This window comes from Streptomyces sp. NPDC107538 (assembly GCF_055657445.1).
Genome location: NZ_JBVKAY010000010.1, coordinates 169,013 through 190,507 on the forward strand (window position 1 = coordinate 169,013; position 21,495 = coordinate 190,507).

Annotated in this window: 12 protein-coding genes; 5 read left to right on the forward strand and 7 right to left on the reverse strand. The window is 73.1% G+C overall.

What is annotated here, in order from left to right; genetic code table 11:
- The 6 genes from ACZ7MG_RS31090 to ACZ7MG_RS31115 all read right to left on the reverse strand — a co-directional run bounded on the left by ACZ7MG_RS31090 (nucleotide 1) and on the right by ACZ7MG_RS31115 (nucleotide 9,064).
- Complete coding sequence (locus tag ACZ7MG_RS31090) at nucleotides 1–1,185, reverse strand: substrate-binding domain-containing protein (protein ID WP_471386716.1); 1,185 nt, start codon at nucleotides 1,183–1,185, stop codon at nucleotides 1–3.
- Nucleotides 1,186–1,308: 123 nt separating this feature from the next.
- A complete protein-coding gene (locus tag ACZ7MG_RS31095) occupies nucleotides 1,309–2,409 on the reverse strand; it encodes an ABC transporter permease (RefSeq protein ID WP_471386713.1) in 1,101 nt (366 codons plus the stop codon).
- On the reverse strand, nucleotides 2,406–4,001 hold the full coding sequence (locus ACZ7MG_RS31100; protein WP_471386711.1) for a sugar ABC transporter ATP-binding protein: 1,596 nt from the start codon (nucleotides 3,999–4,001) through the stop codon (nucleotides 2,406–2,408). Before ACZ7MG_RS31100 ends, ACZ7MG_RS31095 begins: the two co-directional genes overlap by 4 nt.
- Before the next feature lie 147 nt (nucleotides 4,002–4,148).
- Nucleotides 4,149–7,160: a SpoIIE family protein phosphatase gene (locus tag ACZ7MG_RS31105; RefSeq protein ID WP_471386708.1), complete on the reverse strand. Its 3,012-nt coding sequence runs from the start codon at nucleotides 7,158–7,160 to the stop codon at nucleotides 4,149–4,151.
- 217 nt (nucleotides 7,161–7,377) lie between these two features.
- Complete coding sequence (locus ACZ7MG_RS31110; protein ID WP_471386705.1) at nucleotides 7,378–8,343, reverse strand: cyclase family protein; 966 nt, start codon at nucleotides 8,341–8,343, stop codon at nucleotides 7,378–7,380.
- Between the two features lie 187 nt (nucleotides 8,344–8,530).
- On the reverse strand, nucleotides 8,531–9,064 hold the full coding sequence (locus tag ACZ7MG_RS31115) for a MarR family winged helix-turn-helix transcriptional regulator (protein ID WP_471386703.1): 534 nt from the start codon (nucleotides 9,062–9,064) through the stop codon (nucleotides 8,531–8,533).
- Between the two features lie 287 nt (nucleotides 9,065–9,351).
- On the opposite strand from ACZ7MG_RS31115, the gene ACZ7MG_RS31120 reads away from it, so the two are divergent.
- Nucleotides 9,352–12,477, forward strand: a complete 3,126-nt coding sequence (locus tag ACZ7MG_RS31120; RefSeq protein WP_471386700.1) for a beta-N-acetylglucosaminidase domain-containing protein — start codon at nucleotides 9,352–9,354, stop codon at nucleotides 12,475–12,477.
- Between the two features lie 150 nt (nucleotides 12,478–12,627).
- On the opposite strand, the gene ACZ7MG_RS31125 is transcribed toward ACZ7MG_RS31120, so the two are convergent.
- Entirely contained in the window at nucleotides 12,628–13,428 is an 801-nt protein-coding gene (locus ACZ7MG_RS31125) for a sugar isomerase domain-containing protein (protein ID WP_471386697.1), read from the reverse strand.
- A 181-nt stretch (nucleotides 13,429–13,609) separates the two neighbouring features.
- Between ACZ7MG_RS31125 and ACZ7MG_RS31130 the strand changes: the two genes are divergently transcribed.
- The 4 genes from ACZ7MG_RS31130 (at nucleotide 13,610) to ACZ7MG_RS31145 (ending at nucleotide 21,494) form a co-directional block, all read left to right on the forward strand.
- A complete protein-coding gene (locus ACZ7MG_RS31130; RefSeq protein ID WP_086759007.1) occupies nucleotides 13,610–14,494 on the forward strand; it encodes a MurR/RpiR family transcriptional regulator in 885 nt (294 codons plus the stop codon).
- 141 nt (nucleotides 14,495–14,635) lie between these two features.
- Complete coding sequence (locus tag ACZ7MG_RS31135; protein WP_471386694.1) at nucleotides 14,636–19,033, forward strand: glycoside hydrolase family 38 N-terminal domain-containing protein; 4,398 nt, start codon at nucleotides 14,636–14,638, stop codon at nucleotides 19,031–19,033.
- A gap of 179 nt (nucleotides 19,034–19,212) precedes the next feature.
- Entirely contained in the window at nucleotides 19,213–19,971 is a 759-nt protein-coding gene (locus tag ACZ7MG_RS31140) for a peptidyl-prolyl cis-trans isomerase (RefSeq protein WP_471387367.1), read from the forward strand.
- Nucleotides 19,972–20,120: 149 nt separating this feature from the next.
- Nucleotides 20,121–21,494, forward strand: a complete 1,374-nt coding sequence (locus tag ACZ7MG_RS31145; RefSeq protein WP_471386691.1) for an extracellular solute-binding protein — start codon at nucleotides 20,121–20,123, stop codon at nucleotides 21,492–21,494.
- Nucleotide 21,495 lies beyond the last annotated feature (1 nt).

The window sequence follows — 21,495 nt, forward strand, 5'->3', positions numbered from 1 at the left end:
TCACTTGCCCCAGATCTTCCGGTACCCCTCCTCGTAGCCCGACGGGTCCCAGCTCGTCGCGCCGTCGCTGTTGTCGGCCGTGCTGATGTGGACGGGGGCCACATAGCCGCTGGCGGGGCGGTCGGAGAAGGCGCGGTTGAACTCGTCGATGATCTGCCAGCCCTGCAGGGCGAGCGGTTCGGGGACGGTGGCCGCCTGGTACTGGTCGCTGTTGACGCGCTGGAAGGCGGAGGGGTCGCCGTCCCCGGCACCGATGTTGAAGGGCGGTCCGGCGCCGTCCTCCCCTGCCGCGCGGAAGGCGGGCGCGGCGTCGGCGAAGTACAGGTCGTTGATGGCGACGGAGTGTGTCCAGCGGCTCCGGAAGCGGGAGAGCAGCGAGGAGACCTCGCGGGGGGTGCGGCTGCTCGCGTCGGAGATCGGGATGTTCTCGTACGACAGGAGGTTCACGCCCGCGCAGGTGGCGAGTTCCTTTCTGATCAGGTCGGACTTGTTCTTGGCGAAGGGGATCGAGGCGTCGGTGAAGATCACGACGCCGGCGGCGCCGGCCGAGGTCGAGATGACCCATTGGGCGCTGATCCTGGCCACGTCCTCGACCTGGGTGGTGACGTTGGTGAAGAGGGCGGGGCGCCTGCTGGGGCCGGGGGCGGCGACCGCGTGCCAGCCGATGAGGGGGATGTCCGCCCGCTCGGCGCGGGCGAGTTGCTGCGAGACCGCGCCCGGGTCGAAGCCGCCGATGACGATGCCCGAGGGCCGCAGGGTCACGGCCTCGCTCATCGCCGCCTGGATACCGGCGGGGGTGCCGCCGCCGTCGATCACCCGGACGTTCCAGCCGATGACCCGCGCGGCCTCCCGGACGCCCTCGGCGGCGCCCGCGACGCCGGGGTTGGTCATGGTCTGGGCGACGTAGACGATGGTCCGGCCGGTCACGGCCTCGGGGCCGGTGGTGGGGCCGTTCCAGGGGACGTCGGTCCGCTGGGCCCGGCCGACGGCGGCCCTGGCCTCGGCGTAGGTCTCGGGGCAGCCGCTCGTGCCCGTGCCGGTGGGGTCCGGGTCGCTCGACGACCCGCGTTCGCAGCCGGCGAGCAGGGCGGTGGTCAGGGTCAGGGCCAGGGTCAGCTGCAGCAGGGCGGTCGCCGCGCACCGGGCCGGGGACGCGCCGGAGTGGGCCTTGCGGGGGTGGTGCACGGATGGCTCCTCGCGGAGGGACGAGCGGGAGAACGCGGCCGGGACACGGCTGTGGTGCACCCGGTCGAGGTCATGTCGAGGTCATGTCGAGGTCATGCGGTGGCTCCCGCCGATAGGTGCGGGTCACGCGCTGGCTCCCGCCGGTGGCGGCCGGTCGGGCGGTGGCTCCGACGGTCCGGTGGGCGTGTCACGGGCCGAGAAGGCGCCGGTGTGCATACGGCGGCGGGCGGCCCAGCCTGCCAGGCCCACGGCGAGGAGCAGGGTGCCGCCGTGGAACAGGGGCACGGTCCAGAAGTCGGCGCCCAGCTGGGCGATGCCGGTGAGGCCGACGGCGAGGACGGCCACGGCGACGAGCGTGCCCAGGGCGTTGGGGCGGCCGGGTTTGATGGCGGTGGAGCCGAGGAGGGCGCCGACGAAGGCGGGCAGCAGATAGTCGAGGCCGACGCTCGGATTGCCGATCTGCTGCTGGGCGGCGAGCAGCACCCCGGCGAAGCCGACGATCAGGCCCGACGCGGCGAACGCGCAGACCGTGTATCTGCGGACGGGGATGCCGACCAGGTCGGCGGCGCGCGGGTTCGAGCCGACGACGTACAGGCAGCGGCCGATCGGCAGCCGTTCCAGCACCAGCCAGAGGGCGACGGCGAGCGCCAGGACGTAGAAGGCGGGGACCGGCAGGCCGAGGAACGTGGAGGTGTAGAGGTCGGTGAAGGCGGGCGGCAGGCCCTGCGGGCCGGGGACGATCCGGCCGCCGTCGGTGATCCAGCCGGTCATGGCGAACATCATGCTGCCGGTGCCGAGGGTGGCGATGAAGGAGTCGATCCGGCCGAACTCCACGACGACCCCGTTGAGGACGCCGACGACCAGGCCGCCGGCGATCACCACGAGACAGGCGAACGGCCAGGGCCAGCCCTCCTCGACGACGAGGTACAGCACCATGACGTGCGCGAGACCGAGGCCGTAGCCGATGGACAGGTCGAACGCGCCGGTCACGATGGGGACCATGGCGGCGAGCGCGAGGACGGCCGGGATCGACTGGGTGGAGAGGATCGAGTCGAGGGTGTCCAGGGTGGGGAAGGTGCGCGGCAGGGCGAGGGAGAAGACCAGGACGAGCAGGGCGGTCAGGACGAGGAGGCCGTAGGCGCCGATGAAGTGGCCGCCGGAGCCGGGGCGGAGGACGGACCTGTTCCGGTGGCGGCGTCGGGGCGGGGCGGGCGGGGCCGTCATGGGGTCGTCGCGGTGCCGGCGGGGGGCAGGGCCGAGGCCGCCCGGGTCAGTCCCGCGACCGTGAGAGCCGGGCCGCTCAGCTCGGACGCCACGGTTCCCCGGACGAAGACCAGGGCGCGTCCGCACACCCCCGCGACCTCCTCGAAGTCGGTGGAGACGAGGAGGACCGCGAGGCCTCGGGCCATCGCCTCGTCGAGCAGCCGGTGGACGGCCGCCTTGGCGCCGATGTCCACGCTCGCCGTCGGTTCCTCCAGGATCAGCAGCCGCAGGCCGGTCCGCAGCCAGCGGCCGATCACGACCTTCTGCTGGTTGCCGCCGGACAGGGTGGCGAGGGTGGCCTCGCTGTCGGGGGGCCGGACCGAGAACCGTTCGATCAGGGCGGTCGCCTGGGCGCGTTCCCGGCGGGTGCCGATCCAGCGTGGTGGGGGGCCGTCACCGGCACGGGGGTTGGCCAGCAGGTTCTCCCGGACGGTCAGTTCGGCCAGGCAGCTCTCCCGCTGCCGGTCGCCGGGGACGAGGGCGACACCGTGGGCGACGGCGTCGGCGACGGTACGGGGGCGGTACGGGCCGCCGTCGAGGAGGACCCGTCCGCCGAGCAGGGGCCGGGCACCGGCGAGGGCCCGGCCCAGCTCCGTGTGTCCGGCACCCGAGAGCCCGACCAGGCCGAGGGCCTCCCCGGCCCGCAGCTCCAGGTCTACGGGTCCCGCGCCGGAGGTCCGTACGCCGTCGAGGGCCAGGACCGCCGGGCCGCCGGACCGTACGACGGCGGGGCAGCGGCCCGGCTGCCCGGCGGTGGCGGGACCGGGGCCGGGGCCGGGGCCGGGGCCGGCCGGATCCTCGCCGGTGATGTCGCGCACCAGGCGGAGGGGGTGGTGGCCGGCTGTCGAGCCGTGGCTGACGAGACGGCCGTCGCGCAGGACGGCGAAGGTGTCGGCGACCTCGTACACCTCGTCGAGGCGGTGACTGACGTAGAGGATGCCGTGGCCGCGGTCGCGCAGGGTGTGCAGGACGCGGAAGAGGCGGGCGCAGTCGGCGGCGGGGAGGCGGGCGGTCGGTTCGTCGAGGACGATGAGCCGCGCCCGGGTGGCCAGGGCGCGGGCGATCGCGACGAGGGACCGTTCGGCGGGGGCGAGCCGGGCGATCGGGGCGTCGGGATCGAGTCGGCCGCCGACGAGCGCCAGGGCCTCGGTGCAGCGGTCCCGGGTGCGCCCCCAGGAGATCAGTCCGGCCCGGCGCGCGTACCCGGTGCCCAGGGCGATGTTCTCGGCGACCGTCATCCACTCCACGAGCCCGAGGTCCTGGTGGATGAAGGACATGAGCTGCGCGGCCGGACGGCTTCCGAGCGGGTGCCCGCCGACGGTGATCAGGCCCGCGTCGGCGTGGTGGACACCGGCGAGGATCTTGATGAGGGTGGACTTTCCGGCTCCGTTGGGGCCGAGGAGCGCGAGCACGCTGCCCGCCCGGACGTCGAGGTCGACACCGGCCAGGGCGAGGGTGCCGCCGAAGCGTTTGGTGAGGCCGCGGACACGGACCAGCGGTTCCGGCCCGCTGGGCGGGACCGGCCGCGCCGAGGTGTCGTGAGCGTCGTGCACGGACGGCTCCGGGGGTCGGCCTGGCGAGTACTTCCGGACTTCGACTTGCGCCAGCGATGCTAATCGCTCATATCACTTCATTTACGGCATTTAGCCACCGGTTGTGACCCCAACGGGTCAGTGTCCGGACCGGGGGCGTCGGATCCGTCAGCCGCCGTCGAGCCCGCACTCGGCCCAGATGACCTTGCCCTCCGGGGTGTAGCGGGTGCCCCAGCTCTGGGAGAGCTGGGCGACGAGGAACAGCCCGCGGCCGCCCTCGTCGGTGGTGGCCGCCCGCCGCAGATGCGGGGCGGTGCTGCTGGTGTCGGCGACCTCGCAGATCAGGGAGCGGTCGCGGAGCAGCCGTACCCGGATGGGTCCGGTGCCGTGCCGGACGGCGTTGGTGACCAGTTCGCTGAGCATCAGTTCGGCGGCGAACGCGGCCTCGTCGAGGCCCCAGTCGGCCAGTTGCCGCATGGCGGCGGCGCGGACCTCGCTGACGCGGGCCGGGTCGGCGGGCAGTTCCCAGGTGGCGACGCGTCCCGGGTCGAGGGCGTGGGTGCGGGCGACGAGCAGGGCGATGTCGTCGCAGGGGTGGGCGGACGCCACGGTGTCCAGGACGACCCGGCAGGTCTCTTCGGGGGTGTGCTCGGGGTGGGCGAGGGCCGAGCGCAGCTGGTCGAGGACGACGTCGACGTCCCGGTCGCGGTCCTCGATGAGTCCGTCGGTGTAGAGGACCAGCCGGCTGCCCTCGGGCAGATGGATGTCGACGGACTCGAAGGGCAGGCCGCCGAGTCCGAGCGGGGGTCCGGCGGGCAGTTCGGGGAACGACACCGTGCCGTCGGGGTGGACCAGGGCGGGCGGCGGATGGCCGGCGCGGGCCAGGGTGCACTGCTGCGAGGTCGGGTCGTAGACGGCGTACAGGCAGGTCGCGCCGATGATGCCGCCGCCGTCGGAGACGGGGTCCTCCCGGTCCAGCCGTCCCACGAGGTTGTCGAGATGGGTGAGGACCTCGTCGGGCGGGAAGTCGAGTTCGGCGAAGCTGCGGGCGGCCGTGCGGACCCGGCCCATGGTGGCGGCGGAGAGCATGCCGTGGCCGACGACGTCGCCGACGAAGAGGCCGACGCGGGTGCCGGAGAGCGGGATGACGTCGTACCAGTCGCCGCCGACGTCGGACTCGGCGGGCAGATAGCGGTGGGCGACCTCGACGGAGTCCTGGTCGGGGAGTCCTTGCGGGAGCAGGCTGCGCTGGAGGGCGAGGACCATGGTGCGTTCGCGGGTGTAGCGGCGGGCGTTGTCGATGGACAGGGCGGCCCGGCTGGCGAGTTCCCGGGCCAGCGAGCGGTCGTCGTCGCCGAAGGGGGCGGGGTCCTGGGCGCGGTAGAAGGCGGCGACGCCGAGGACGACACCGCGGGCGACCAGGGGGACCGCGATGAGGGAGTGGACGTGGCTGAGCAACCGGTCGGTGTGCTCGGGGTCCTGGGCGAGCCAGCCCGCCGCCGTCCTGAGGTCGGGTTCGAGCACCGCTTCCCCGCTCGTCAGAGAGCGCAGCTGGGGGACGTTCGGGCCGTAGTCGACCTGCTTGCCGACCGGGCTGAAGGGGAGGTCGTCACGGATGCCGTGGACGACCGTGCGGCGCAGATCGCTGCGCGGGTCGGCGGCCTCCTCGCCGCGCAGCACGGGCTCGGCGAGGTCGATGGTGACGTAGTCGGCGAGGCGCGGAACGGCCGTCTCGGCGAGTTCCTGCGCGGTGCGGCGCACGTCGAGGGTGGTGCCGATCCGGGCGCTGGCCTCGGACAGCAGCTCCAGCCGGCGGCGTGCGGCCAGGGCGTAGGTGCCGACATGGGGCTCCCCCACCATCAGGAGGCCTCTCTCCGGGGGCACGGAGCCCGGAGGGCCGGTCGGCGGGCCGCCGTGGGGGGCGGGCAGCGGGCCTTCGGCGGGCAACGGGCCTTCGACGGGCAGCGGGCCTTTGGCGTGCGGCGGGACGCCGTCGGTGGTGACGGCGCTGTCAGCGGTGAGGGCACCGGTCGCGGCGCCGTCGACGCCCGCGGTGATCCTGGCGGGGGACGCGGCGCCGTGCGGGTGATGCGGGGCCGGGACGGCGGGGAGCGGACCGGCGGCCACGGCGAGGGGGCTGCCGCGGAAGTGCCGGGCGACCCGGGTGTCGGTGGCTCCGGTGAGCAGCGCCGGCTCGGCCGGGAGGCCCAGCGGCTGCCCGGCGGGCTGGGGGGCGGCGAGGGGTTCGTGCCGCGTCAGGCCGGGCAGCACGGCCTCGACTGCGATGCCCTCCACCCCGGAGGCGCTGGTCATCGGGCGGCTCACCAGGGTGACCCGGCGGCCGTCGGTCAGGGGGACGTCGACGGCGGAGCGCTGTGCGCGGGAGATCAGCTCGGCGGCCTTCTCCAGGAGGGTGGCCCGGTCGACGGGGCGCAGTCCGAGGGCCAGTTCGTCGACGCCGACGCTGTGGTGCGGGGCCGCACCGGCCTCGACCCCGGCGTCCAGGTACGCCCGCAGCAGGGAACGTTCCCGTACGGAGCTCTGGCCCAGCAGCCGCCGCTCGATGGCCGCGCCCGCCTTGCGGATCACCGCGTCGAGGGCCGGGTGTTCGAAGCCGCGCGGATAGCCGAAGCACAGGACCCCTTCGATACGGCCGCTGAGCGGATCGCGCACGGGGAGCGCCCGGCAGGCGCTGGCCTGGGAGCGTTCGGCGAAGTGCTCGGCGCCGTAGACCCGGATCGGCCGGCGTTCCGCGAGGGCGAGACCGATGCCGTTGGTGCCGGCGAACCGCTCGGCGAACACGAACCCGGGGACGGTCTGGATGTCGGGGAGCCCTCTGGCCAGCGACGCCTCACCGAAGCGGCGCAGCAGTACGGTGCCGCCCGCGTCGGCGACGGAGATGTTCATGGCGCTGCCGGCGAACCTGGACTCCAGGCGGTCGAGGACCGGCGCGGCCGCGCGGGCGATCCGGTCCTCCCGGTCGAAGTCCTCGCGGAAAGGGAGGTCGGACCGATCCGGCGACAGCCCCAGGGTCCGGCAGCGCCGCCAGGAGCTGAGGATCGACGTGCGCACGCCCGTCTCCAACGGCTCACCCTGCAGAAACCGCTCACGGAAAAGTGTGGGGCCCGTGCCGTCTGTCGCACGTCCCATGAGTATCGGCTCGTCGTCGGACCGCACCACGCTGGCCTCACTCGCGCCCTCGACAATCCGCTTATCGGAAATATCTGGCATTGACGAGGATACGGGCATAAGCAACATGAGTCACGGTTCAAGTGTTTCGTCACGCGCGGTAACTGGGCGGGCAGAAGGATCCTGGGGGCGCCCCCGATTTTTTGAGGGGCGCGGGGAACTGCGCGAGCAACCCCCACCCACCCGCAGGCGAAGAACTACCCGGCCCTCACAGAACCGCGACCGGGTTAACGGGCGACCCCGTGCCGCCCGGAACGTTCAGCGGGGCCACGACGAGCAGGAAGGCATACCGGCCCGCCTTGGCGGTCGCGGCGGCGAGCGCCTCCAGGTCGAGGTTGTCGAGTAGCGGCACCCCCATCGCGGTCACCGCCAGCGCGTGCACCGGGGAGTGCACGCCCTCCACGGGCGAGGGCCGCACATCGCTGTCGCCGTCGCCGCCGAGCAGCGCGATACCCCGTTCGGCCAGGAGAGGCACGGCGTCCACATGGAAGCCGGCGCTCGCCGCGTCGGGGTCCCAGGCGCCGAGTTCCCGGCGGCGGCGGACGTGCCCGGAGCGCAGCAGCACCGCGTCGCCCTCGCCGATCGTCACGCCGAGCGCCTCCTCGGCGGCGAGGACGTCCCCGGCCCGCACCGCGCGCCCCGGCTCCAGCCAGGGGACGCCGAGGACGGCGGGCAGGTCGAGGAGCACGCCCCTGGTGACGAGGGGGCCGAGGGCGGAGACCGCGCCGAACCGGGCCCCGGCGGCGCCCACGACGTCACGGGCCGGGCGGCCGTCGTAGAGCAGCCCCCGGTAGGCGATGTGACTGAGGGCGTCGAGGTGGGTGACGCCCTTGCCGTGGTAGTCAGCGGCGATGAAGTCCTTGTGGGTCGTGGGCTCCGGGCTCTCCACGTCCCCGAGGTCGGTCATGTGGTGCAGGGCGGGCTTGCGGTTGTCCGGGCCCGGCCGGGTGTTCCACGGCAGCGCCATCGGTACGACCGTCCCCGACCGCACGCTCCCCACGGCCCGCCGCACATGCTCGGCGGTGACCCGGTTCCAGGCCCCGCGATCGGCCACCGCCGGGTCCCAGCGCCCCCACGTACGGACCGCCTCGAACAGCGCGTCGAACTCCGGCCGGGAGACGGGGGGCCCGTTGTCGGCATCGGGGGGTGGGACATCTGCGGGATGCGCGTTCATCCGTGCTCACCACTCACGTTCTCACCACTCACGTTCGCGCTCGGTGCGACATCGGGGCGGGGAGAAGTGCCCGAAAAAAACCTTACGGCGCCGGTTGCTCCGGCGCCCCCGACGAGATGGCCATCAAGACCAGTGCGCCGCCGTGCGCCTCGGGCGGAGGCGCACGGGGCGAAATCAACCGGTGGCCTCAGGCGCCCCGGTCCACCCAGGTGTCGACCCAGCCGAGCGGGTATGTGTGCGTGTCGTCCGGGGCCGGGGCCACGGGCTCGCCGCCCGCCGTGTTGAACGCCGTCAACGCGTCGATGAGCGCCGCGCGTTGGTGCGGAGCGAGGCGTTCGACGACCGTGGCGAGTTCGGTGCGCCGCCGGGCCGTGACCTCCTCGACCGCGCGCCAGCCCTCGTCGGTGAGCCGCAGCAGGGTCTCGCGGCGGTTGTCGGGGTTGGTCTGCCGGTCGGCGAGCCCGGCCGCGATCAGCCGGTCGACCATGCGCATCGCGGTGGACGGGGCGACCTGGAGCTCGTCGGCGAGCACGACGAGCTTCGTGGCGCCCCGCATGGACAGCACCACCAGCATCCGGAACTGCGGCAGCGTCACCCGCTCCTCGACGGCGGCGAGTGACCGTGCGGAGATCGCGACCAACAGCCGCGACGCGGTGAGCACCGCGCGCGTCACCTCATCGACGTCGTCCACGTCACTTGCCAGACCATCGCGTTCAGTCATGGTCCCTTTCTATCCCGCCGCGTCCTCCCGGCAGTCGGCGGATCCGTACAGATTTTCCCTCCTCATGACCGAACGGCACCGGGGGCCCGTCGAGGTCGGGAGGAAACGTATTCCAGGGCGCCCAGGAAACCGCCCGTGTTCTCGACCCGGGACCCGGTCGGACTCCCGCTCGGGCGTCGGGCAGCCCTGCCGCTCCTCACGCAAACGTTTACCTCATCCCGCCGCCCCGCGACAGACCCGAGGCCGACCCTATTGAATGCTTGATTCAGCAGTTCTAGCCTCATCCGATGGCTTCAATCACCCCCTTTTCCCGGGGCCGCAGACGCAGCCCACTGCGCTGGGCCCTGTTGCTGACCCTGACCCTGAGCCTCCCTTCTCTCCCGTCTCTCCCGTCGGCCGCCGCCGCGCCGGCCGCCCCCGCCGTCCCGGAGGTGTGGCCCACGCCCCGGCAGATCGAGAGCGAAGGGCGTCAACTCGCCGTTCCCGACCGGGTGGTGGAGGTGGTCGGGCCGAAGACCGACCCCGCCGCACGCCGGGTCGTCGAGGCCGCGCTGCGGGCGGCCGGGGCCGAGCGGATCGTGACCGTGCCGGCCGGGAAGCGTCCACCCGCCGCCGGACTCACCGTGTACGTCGGCGGGCCCGGTGAGAACCCGGCCACCGAGGGCGCGTTGCGGAAGCTGGGCGTCAAGTCACCGGCCGGGCTGCCCGCTGAGGGGTACGTCCTGGCCTCCGGACGGCAGGCGGGACACTCCGGGCGCGCCCTGCTCGCCCTCTCCGGCGTCGACACCACCGGTACCTTCTACGCCGCCCAGACCCTCCGCCAGCTCCTCACCGGCAAGCGCCTGCCCCAGGTGACCGTCCGCGACTGGCCCACGGCGAAGCTGCGCGGCGTCATCGAGGGCTTCTACGGCACCCCGTGGACGCACGCCGAGCGGCTGAGCCAGCTCGACTTCTACGGCCGCACCAAGCAGAACGTGTACGTCTACTCGCCCAAGGACGACCCCTATCTGCGGGAGCGGTGGCGCGAGGAGTACCCGGCCGCCGAACTGGGGCAGTTGCGCGAACTGGTCGACCGGGCCGCCGCCAACCACGTCCGCTTCACCTACGCCCTCTCCCCCGGCCTGTCGGTCTGCTACTCCTCCGACAGCGACATCAGCGCGCTGGTGCGCAAGGTCGCCTCGCTGTACGACATCGGGGTGCGTTCCTTCGCGATCCCGCTGGACGACATCAGCTACACGAAGTGGAACTGCGCGGCGGACGAGGAGAAGTTCGGCACCGGGGGCGGGGCGGCCGGGGCCGCTCAGGCACATCTGCTGAACCGGGTGTGGGAGGAGTTCTCCGCCGGCCGCACCGGGCTCGACCCGCTGGAGATGGTCCCCACCGAGTACTCCGACCTCGCGGACACCCCGTACAAGAAGGCGCTGCGGGAGGAGTTGGACCCGGACGTCGTCGTCGAGTGGACCGGTGTCGGGGTGATCGCGCCGACGATCACCGCCGCGCAGCTGCGGCAGGCGCGTGAGGTGTACGGGCATCCGATCCTGGTGTGGGACAACTACCCGGTCAACGACTACGTCACCAGCCGGCTGCTGCTCGGCCCCTACACGGGCCGGGAGGCCGGGGTGGCGCGTGAGTCGGTCGGGGTCACCGCCAACCCGATGGTCCAGGCCGAGGCGAGCAAACTCGCGCTGTTCACCTCGGCGGCCTATCTGTGGAACGCGGACGCCTACGACCCCCGGGCCGCCTTCCTCGCCTCCGTCCGGGATCTGGCGGCGGGGCGGGGCGCCGCGAAATGGCTGCGGATCTTCGCCGAGAACAGCTACTCCTCGCAGCTCGACGCCACCGAGTCCCCGACGCTCACCCAGCTCATCGCCGCGTTCCGCACGGCGTACGAGGAGGACAGCGGGCTCGACCGGGCGGCCGCCGCGCTGCGGTCGTACTTCACCGACATGGCCGCCACCCCGGCCGAACTGCGGGCCCGTCTCGCCAACCCCGGGTTCCTGAAGGAGACTTCGCCCTGGCTGGACAAGGTCGGCGCGTACGGCACCGCCGGGCTGACCGCGGTGGATCTGCTGCTGGCGGGCAAGCGGGGTGACGCCGAGGCCGTGTCGACGTACTGGAACCGGCTGCGGGGCGAACGGAAGGCGCTGGACGCGATTCCGCAGCAGGTGTCGCCCGGGGTGATGGACCAGTTCCTGTACACGGCGATGCTCCAGCACGCCCCCGATCCCGGGGTCGACGCCGCCTTCGCACCCGGCTCGCTCTCCTTGAAGCCCGGGGCCTCCGGGGCGGTGACCCTGCGGTTCTCCTCGGCCACCGAGGCACGGACGGTCACCTGGAAACTCGATGTGCCGGACGGGGTCACCGCCTCGCCGAGCGAGGGAACGGTGACCGTCCCGGCCGGGGGCGGCGCCTCGGCCGACGTGACCCTCACCGGGGTCACCGAGGGCGTCCACTCCGTCGTGGTGTCCGGCTCGGGCGTCCTCGACCGGGCGATCCCGGTCCAGGTCACCGAGGGGAAGGGGGCGTCGAGGGCACTGACGGCCAACTTCAGCGGGGCGTCGGTCAGTTCGATCGATCTCTCGTCCGGGAAGAGCACGGACATCGCCGTGGGCGCCAACCCCGGGGAAGTGGTCGTGAGCGCCGACGGGCGTACCGCCTACGCCGCGAACCAGGGCTCCAACTCGGTCAGCGTCCTCGACGTGGCGAGCGGGGAGGTCACCGCCACGGTCGGCGTGGGTCGGGTGCCCGCCGGGCTCGCGCTGACGCCGGACGGGGGCACGCTGTGGGTCGCCAACTACACGGACGGCACGGTGCAGCCGGTGGACACCGGCACGCTGAAGGCGGGCGCGGCCGTCACGGTCGGGGCGGGGCCGGAGAACATGGCGGTCACCCCGGACGGCCGGACGCTGTACGTGGCGAACATCCACGACAACACCGTCTCGCCGGTCGATCTCGGCTCCGGGAAGGCCGGGGCGGCGATCCCCGTCGGCCCCCGCCCGTTCAACGTCGTCGCCGCGCCGGACGGGAAGACGGTGTACGTGTCCAACTCCGGTGGCTCGACCGTGACTCCGATCGACACGGCGACCAACGACACCGAGCCGACGTTCCTGGTCTCCGGCCAGGCGTACGGGCTCGGACTGTCACCGGACGGGCGGACCCTGTGGGTGAGCCCCAGCACCGGGGACTACGTCACACCGGTCGACACCGTGACGGGCGCGCCCGGTGAGCAGATCACCGTCGGGAGGTCCGCCTTCGATGTCGGCCTGGACTGGGACGGCGGCACGGCCTATGTCACCACGGCGGACGGGAACCGGCTGGTGCCGGTCGACACCGCGTCCGGCACCGCCGGGGCGCCGTTGACGACCGGTGCCTATCCGCTGGCGGTCGCGCTGACGCCCGTACCGGTGCCGTAGCGCTCCGCTGGGGGCGGGGGGGTCGCGCGGGCGCCTGGTGATTCGGCGTGGGGCACCGTGGTGCGCCGGCGGGAGGGCGGGGGTTCGTCCGCGGGTCCGGTGGGGGCTGGTCGCGCAGTTCCCCGCGCCCCTGACGGGGCGCGGGGGTGATCAGCTGGCGGTGCGTCGGATGCGTCCGGCGTACCGCTTCTCCAGGTCCAGGTTGCCCTCGAAGCCGCCGGGGACGTTGGCGGAGACGTAGACCGGGGGGCGGTCGCCGGAGGCGAGGAGCTGGGCGCCGGCCTCTGCGACGGTCATCTGCACGAGCATGACGCCGGTCAGGGTGGACAGGGCGCAGACCGCGCCGCCGCCGGGCAGCTCCAGCAGGGCGTCGCCGCGCGGGGCCGCGTTGTCGAGGACGACGTCGGCTAGGTCGGCGAGCTTCTTGCCGCTGGGGTGGGTGGCGGGCACGGAGTGGGTGTGGGCGAGGGAGGTGATCGCGAGGAGGCGGTGGCCGCGCTCCTTGACGTGCAGGGCCATCTCGACGATGACGTTGTTGACGCCGGAGTTGGAGATGACGACGAAGAGGTCCTGGGGGCGGGGGTCGGCCAGCTCGTAGAGGCGGACCGCGATGCCGGGCTCGCGCTCCAGGAGCGGGTCGTCGAGGCCGCTGGGGTGGTCGCCGCCGAAGAGGACGAGATCGGCCATCTGGATCCGGTTGGTGGGCACGAAGCCGCCGGCGCGGCCCGCGAGTTCCAGGACCATGGCCTGGGAGTGGCCGGTGCCGAAGGCCTGGACGACGCCGTCCTCGCGGACACAGTCGGCGAGGAGCGCGGCGGCGGCGCTCACGTCGGCGCGCGCGGACTCGGTGAGGCGGTGCAGGACGGCCAGGCCCTCGCGCGCGAAACGGTCGGCGCTCACGGGCTCGGTCACGGACTCGGCCACGGACTCGTCGGCGGACTCGACAGACACCTGAGACTCCCCACTGGTGGATTGAACCACCCCATACACACCTATCAGTGAATCACTGAATCACAGGCTGCGCATCGAGGGCAATGGCGCAGTTCACCCCCGGGACGCCCCCGGGTACGGCAGCAAATGCCGGTCCTGGTATTCAGCCATGGCGCCAACGGGTGGCTGATACCTTCTCTGCATGCCCTCGACCGATGTCACCACCCTGATCCGCACCGAGCTGCCCCGGCTGGCCGGCTCCCTGCGGAAGGTCGGCGAGCTGATCCTGGAGGATCCGGCCGCCGTCACCCACTGCTCGGCCGCGGAGCTGGGCCGCCGCACCGGCACCTCCCAGGCCACGGTCACCCGGTTCTGCCGGGCCATCGGCCTCGACTCGTACCAGCATCTGCTGATCGAGCTGGCCCAGGAGCGCGGCCGGGGCGAGTCCTCCGAGTGGGGCAACACCGAGATCGGGCCGGACATCTCCCCCGACGACAGCCTGGAGCGGGTCGTGCAGGTCGTCGGCACCGCCGACCTGCGGGCCATCCAGCAGACCATCGACCGGATCGACCTGGACTCCGTCGAGCGCGCGGCGCAGGCCGTGGCCCGCGCGCGGCGCGTGGACGTGTACGGCGTCGGCGGCAGCGGCGCGGTCGCGCAGGAGACGGAGACCCGGCTGTTCCGCATCGGCTGCGCGGTGCGCGGCTGGACCGAGGTGCACGCCGCGACCACCTCGGCCGCCCTGCTCACCCCGGCGGACGTGGCGATCGGCATCTCCCACTCGGGCGCCACCCGGGAGGTGATCGAGCCGTTCGAGCTGGCCAAGGAGCGCGGCGCCACGACCGTCGCGCTGACCGCCGACCCGCGCTCGCCGCTGGCCCGCGCCGCCGACATCCGGCTGATCTCGTCCTCCTCGGAGACCAGCTTCCGCACCGGCAGCATCGGCGCCCGCCACTCCGTGCTGATGCTCATCGACTGTCTGTACGTCCGGGTCGGCCAGCTCTCCTACCAGCGGGCGAGCGCCTCCCTGGCGCTGACCGACCACATCGCGGGGGCACACGCGGTGAAGTCGCGGCGCCCTCGCTGACGAGGGACCGGGCGGGCACCGCCCGCCGGAACCGGACCAGGCGACTGTGCATGGATGAATCAACCAATATTCCGATGCATGGTTGATTGAACCACCCCACGCTGCCAGGATGGGGCTCCGCCGAGCACTCGTAGGAGCCTCATGCGCGTCATCTCTGTCGAGTCGACCGACCTTTTCGTCGGGACGGAGGACCAGCCGCACCAGGTGGTCGCCGTGACCCTCGCGCACGACTCGGGCCGGCCGGTCCGGCTGACCCTGACGGGCCCCGACGTCAGCGCAGTCGGGGAGACCGTGGTCACCGCCGGCGAGGACGGCACCGTACGCGCCGAGATACCCGTGGCCGTGGACGGTCTCTCCCCCGGGGACCGCCGCGAGATCACCGTGACCGCCGCCGACGGGGACGAAGTGGCCCGGCACACGGCCGAGTTCACGGTCGCCGAGCCCGGCTGGACCATGTTCATGGTCAGCCACTTCCACTACGACCCCGTCTGGTGGAACACCCAGGCCGCCTACACCGAGACCTGGGACGTCGCCGACGACCCCGGCCGCAGCGGACTGCCCGCCCGGACCTTCGACTCGCGCGGCCAGAGCGGCATGAGCCTGGTCCGCGCTCACTGCGACCTGGCCCGGCGGGACCCGGCGTACACGTTCGTGCTCGCCGAGGTCGACTACCTCAAGCCGTACTGGGACGCCTTCCCCGAAGAGCGGTCCTTCCTGCGGCAGCTGATCCGGACCGGCCGGGTCGAGATCATGGGTGGCACCTACAACGAGCCGAACACCAACCTCACCGGCGCCGAGGCGACCATCCGGAACGCGCTGTACGGCGACGGCTTCCAGCGCGGGATCATCGGGGCGTCGCCGGAGACGGCCTGGCAGCTGGACGCGTTCGGGCACGACCCGCAGTTCCCCGGGCTGATGGCGGACGCCGGGGTCACCTCCAGCTCGTGGGCGCGCGGGCCCTTCCACCAGTGGGGGCCGACCCTGTCGGTGTTCGGCGAGGAACCGCGCGACCCCCGACGGATGCAGTTCCCGGCGGAGTTCAGCTGGATCGCCCCCAGCGGACGCGGACTGCTGACCGCGTACATGGTCAACCACTACGGCGCGGGCTGGGCCATCGACAACGCGCCCACCCTCCCCGAGGCCGAGGCCGCCGCACTCAAGCTCTTCCGGGGGCTGAAGAAGATGGCGCTCACCCGCAACGTGCTGCTGCCGGTCGGCGGCGACTACGCCCCGCCGTGCCGCTGGGTGATGGGCATCCACCGGGACTGGAACGAGCGGTATGTGTGGCCCCGGTTCATCAGCGGCGTTCCTCGGGACTTCTTCGCGGCCGTACGGGCCGAGCTGGAGCGGGAGGGGCGGGTCGCGTCCCCGCAGACGCGGGACATGAACCCGGTCTACACCGGCAAGGACGTCTCCTACATCGACACCAAGCAGGCCCAGCGGTACGGGGAGGCGCTGCTCGCCGACGCCGAGGCGTGGGCGACCCTCGCCTCCCTCACCACCGGGCAGCCCTATCCGGACGCGGCCCTCGACAAGGCCTGGCGGCAGCTGATCTACGGCGCCCACCACGACGCCATCACCGGCTCCGAGTCCGACCAGGTGTACATCGACCTGCTCACCGGCTGGCGGGAGCTGTACGACCTGGCCGAGGAGGTGCACGCGGACGCCACCCAGGCGCTCGCCGACCGGGTCGTGCCGCTGCCGGGCGACGGCACCGACCTGGTCGTCTTCAACTCCGCGACCTGGCAGCGGGGGGACGTGCTGACCGTCGCCGACCCGGGCATGGTCCCGCTGGACCACACCGGGCTGCCGCTGCCGGCCGTGTCCGAGGACGGCGAACTGACGGTCGTCGTGCCCGAGGTGCCCGGCATGGGTCTCAAGGCGCTCTCCCTGGCCGAGGGTTCGGTGTCCGGCTGGACGGCCGGCGAGGGGACGACGATCCGCAACGAGTTCTACGAGGTGACCGTCGACCCCGCGCGGGGCGGCGGTGTCAGCAGCCTGCGGGCGCTCGCCGAGGGCGGCCGGGAGCTGCTGCGGTCCGGGGACATCGGCAACGAGCTGGTGGTGCAGGAGGAGTATCCGAGGCACCCGCGCTTCGGCGAAGGGCCCTGGCATCTGACCCCGACCGGCACCACCGCCGCCCGCGGCCGGGACGTCACGGCTGACATCGATGTCGAACACTCGTCCGCCGGTTCCCGTATCACCGTCCGCGCCGACCTGGGCCTTTTCCGCTACACCCAGCGGCTCACGCTCTGGGCGGGCGTCGACCGGCTGGACGTGACGACGACCGTCGACGGCTATGACGGCGCCGACCGGCTGATCCGGGTGCGCTGGCCCTCGGACGTGCGCGGCGGGCTGCCGGTGCACGAGGTCGCGGACGCGGTCATCGGGCGCGGTTTCGGGTTCGTGGAGGTGGACAGCGAGGAGTTCCCGTGGACGCTGGACAACCCGGCCAACACCTGGTTCGGGCTCGGCTCCACCGCCCGGGTCGCCGTCCACGACGACATGGGCACGCTGCTGGGACACCGCTCGATCGGCGTCGCCGAGCTGATCTTCAGCGACTGGGACACCGCCGGTGAGCTGGGCACCCCGCTCGCGGCGGCCCTGGTGCGCACGGGTGTCACGGCCACCTCGACCATCGCGGGCGGTCCCCGCTACGGCGATCTGGAGGTCGACTCCAATCTGCCGGACATCCGGATCGCGGTCGGTGGCCCGGAGCGCAACTCCCTGGTCGCCGAGGCCCTCGGCTGGGACCCGGCGGCGGCCCGCGAACTGCGCCGCCGGCTCGCCGAGGACGGTCTCGCGGCGGTGTGGGTGGCGCCGCGTGCCTCGCTGCGCGAGGAGTGGGTGCCCGGCGCCGACCTGCGCGACCTGGAGCGGCTGCCGCTGCTCGTGGTGGCGGGCGCCCGCCCCGAGGACGACGCGAAGGCCGTGGACGCGCTGATCGCCGACCTGGACGACGCGACCGTACGGGCCACCGCGGCCGGGGGCGGCGAGGCGCTGCCGCCGGGCGACGCCTGGGACGGGCGGGGCTTCGCGATCCTCAACCGGGGCACGCCGGGCTGTGTGGTCACCTCGTCCGGCGACCTCTACATGTCGTTGATGCGGTCCTGTACCGGCTGGCCCTCCGGCATCTGGGTCGACCCGCCCCGGCGCACCGCCCCCGACGGCTCCGGCTTCCAGCTCCAGCGCTGGTCCCACACCTTCGCGTACGCGGTCGTCGCGGGCGAAGGCGACTGGCGCCACCTGGGCTGGCCGCGCGCGGGGCACGCGTTCAACCGTCCGCTGACGGGGCGGCTCCGGGAGCCCGACCATCCGCTCACGGCACGGCTGCGGGAGCCCGCCGGGACACCGGCCGGGCTGCCGAGGACCGTGGCCCTGCTGGCGCTGGAGCCGGAGGGCCGGGTGCTGCTGGACGCGCTGAAGCCGGCCGGGTCGCCGCTGGCCAGGGGTGGTACGGCGCCGGCGGATCCGGCGCGCGGGGTCGTCGTCCGGGCGCACGAGGTGGACGGGCGGCCGGTGCGGGCGCGGGTGACGGGGCCCTCGGCGTGGGCCGAGGGCGGCCGGGTGGACGTGCTGGAGCGGCCCGGTGAGGCGCTGGCGCCCGGCGCGGACGGGGCGTTGGAGCTGGACCTGACGGGGTTCGAGGTGGCCACCGTGCTGGCCTCCCCGGTCACCGCCGCGGCACGGGCCGTGCGTTCCGGTGGGCCCGCCGCCGACGCCCCGTCGCCGAACGGCTGCCCCGTGGACGCCGTGGACCGGGCGGACTCCGCGGATCCCGGTGCCGCCGTGGATCCGGGTGTGGCCGCGTACGAACCCGCGCAGCCGGTGCAGACCCGGTACTGGCTGCACAACTCCGGTCCCGCGCCCCGGGGGAACATGCCCCTGGCCGTGTATCTGTCACCGACCGCGCTGACCGCCGACGGCCCCGTCACCGCGACGGTCCGGGTCTCCTCCGAGCTGACCGACGCGCCCGTGTCGGGCACGGTCGCCCTGGAGGTGCCGCCCGGCTGGCGCGCCGAGCCCGCCGAACTGCCGTACGCGCTCGGCCCCGGCGGCTTCTCGCTCAGCGAGGTCACCGTGACGCCCCCGCCGGACCCGGTGCCCGGCCGGTACGCGCTGACCGCGCGGCTGACGTACGGCGGGCAGACGTTCGAGGACGTCGTCTCCCTCGACGTGCCCGGCGAGTCGGCGGAGGGCGAGCCCGACGGGCGGACCGGGCCGAGTCTCGTGATGGAGCTGGGCGCCGACCGGGTCGAGGTGCGCCGGGGCGAACGGGTACAAGTGCCGGTCCGTCTGCGGAACCCGACCCGGGGGCCGGTGACCGGGCAGTTGTGGGCACTGTCGTCCTGGGGCACCTGGGCGGGCGTCGGCCCCGGCCTCCAGGGGTTCGCCCTGGCCGCCGGGGAGAGCACGGAGTGCGTGGTCGAGGTGGACGGCTCGGCGGTGCCCCCGGGTTCGTACTGGCTGATGGCGAAGGCCGGGTGGCACGGCTGCGTGGCGTACACGGAGGCGGTCGTCCTGGAGGTGACGCCATGAGCGGTCCCCTGCCGCACGGCAACCGCGCCGCGCCGGTCGAGCCCGCCCCGCCGCTCGGGCCCTCGTCGCACACCGGCCGGGCCGGGCCGGTCGGCCACTCCGCGCCGACCGGACGCCCGGCCACGCAGGGGCATGCGGCTCCTACCGCTCGCACGGGCGCACCGGCTCCGACCGACCACATGGGCACACAGGGGCATCCCGCTCCGGACGAACCCTCGGGACGCGGCGGGCAGACGACACCGGACGGGAGCGGGGCGCCGGGCGGGCACACGACGCGGCAACGGCCCTCCCCGCCGCACAGTCACCCGGCCCCCACCGAGCCCGCCGCGCTCGTCCGGGGGGAGCCCGTCCCCCCGGGGCGGGTGGACGCCGTGCTGGACGCCGTGCCCGCGCGGGACCCGGAGGCGCGGCCCGAGGGGCAGGTGCGGGCGGAGCGGCAGCGGCGGCGGTGGGCGACGCAGGTCGTGGTCGCCGATGAGCTGGCGCGGCGGGCCTGTGCCGCGCGGGGGCTGGCGCCGCCGGCCGAGGCGGGGCCGGCGCGTGCGCTCGCGGTGAGCGGGGCCGAGGTGGCCGACCTGGGCAGCATCATCGCGGTGGCGCTCGCCCACTCCCCCGCCGCGCGCGCCCTGCTGGCGGCGCTGGAGGCCGAGCAGCGGGTGCCGGAGAAGGCTGTACGCGGCTACTACGAGCGCAATCCGGACCGTTTCCTCACCTCGGAGGCGCTGCGGCGCGGAGTCGACCCGTACGGCGGGGCGGCACCGGGGGACTTCGTGCCGTACGACGAGGTGCACGACGACGTCGTACGGGAGTTGCGGCGGGCGATGGGCCGGCAGGCCTTCTTCGACTGGCTGGACCGGGCGCGGGCCGACGTGGAGTACACGCCGGGGCACGAGCACCCGGGCGACCCCTCGCACCCCGACCACGAACACCGGCACTGAACGCCCGGCAAACCTCTCGGAACCGAAAAGCAACACGGCCAGGCATTGACCTCCGATGAATTCTGGTCCACCTTTTCATCAATCGGAGTCCAAGTTGGTGATTTGAACCAGCGACCCGACCCAGCGGCTGACTGATCGCAGGAGGCGACATGCACGCGAGACGACTGACCGGATGTGTGGTGGGCGTCATCGCCCTCACCCTGACCGCCGCGGGCTGCGGCCTGTCGGGCGGGGGCTCCGACAGCGGGGACGCCACCGCCGGCGGCTGCGAGGTCGACAAGGGCAACGTCGGCTCCGGGAAGCTCGCCGGGGACGTCAAGGGCACGATCACCTTCCAGACGACGAACCTGAAGAAGGACTTCGGCGACTACTTCAACGGTGTCATCAAGACCTTCGAGAAGGCTCACCCGGACACCACCGTGAAGTGGGTCGACGACCCGGGCGACGCCACGTTCACCCAGCGCCTGGTCGCGGACGCGCAGGGCTGCACCCTGCCGGACGTGGTGAACATCAACGTCAACACGGCGATCGCGCTCACCAAGAACGGCTACCTCCTCGATCTGGACAAGAAGGCCCCGGACGCGGGCGAACCGTTCGTGCCCAACCTCTGGAAGTCGAGCATGTACGCGGACGCTTCCGGCGCCAAGGTGCACAGCGTCCTGCCCTGGTACTCCGGCGGCATCGTGCAGACCTTCAACACCGAGCTGATGGAGAAGGCGGGCCTCGATCCGGCCAAACCTCCGACGACCGTGCTCGGTCTGTTCGAGGACGCGCAGAAGATCGCCGAGGTCTCGGACGGCAAGTACTACGCCTTCCTCGCCAACCCGCAGCTGCGCATCCCCGCCGACTGGCAGCAGATGGACATCAAGGTGCTGTCCTCCGACGGCAAGAAGTTCACCTTCGCCGACGACCCGAAGACCGCCCAGTGGGTCGACGCGATGACGAAGCTCTACAAGGCCGGCGGCATGCCGAGGGACTCGCTCTCCTCCACCCAGGACCCGGCCAACGTCTACGGCCAGGGCAAGCTGGTCTACGGCCCGACCAACCCCAACTTCCTGCGCTTCATCCAGCAGAACAACCCGAGCGTCTACAAGAAGACCGGTGTCGCCCGCTTCATGCTGGACGACCTCGGCCACACCGTCGGCGCCCCGCAGTACATCGGGGTCGCGTCCACCAGCAAGAACGCGGCGACCGCGCTGTCCTTCGCGCAGTTCCTGACCAACGCGCAGAACCAGCTGGAGTGGGCGAAGGACCCGAACGTCGTCATCTTCCCCTCCACCACGGCCTCCCTGGACGACCCGTTCTTCCAGTCGGTCAAGGGCGACGACCCGTTCGCCGAGGCCCGCAAGATCGTCGCGAGCGACCGCAAGACCTCGACCGCCGACGAAATAGCCCTCACACCCGGTGAGTTGAACGCCATCACGGCCCAGATCCAGCTGGCCATGCAGGGCAAGAAGAGTGCCCAGGACGCGCTGGACGAGGCCCAGAAGAAGGCCAACGAGCTGATCGAGCAGGGCAGCTGAG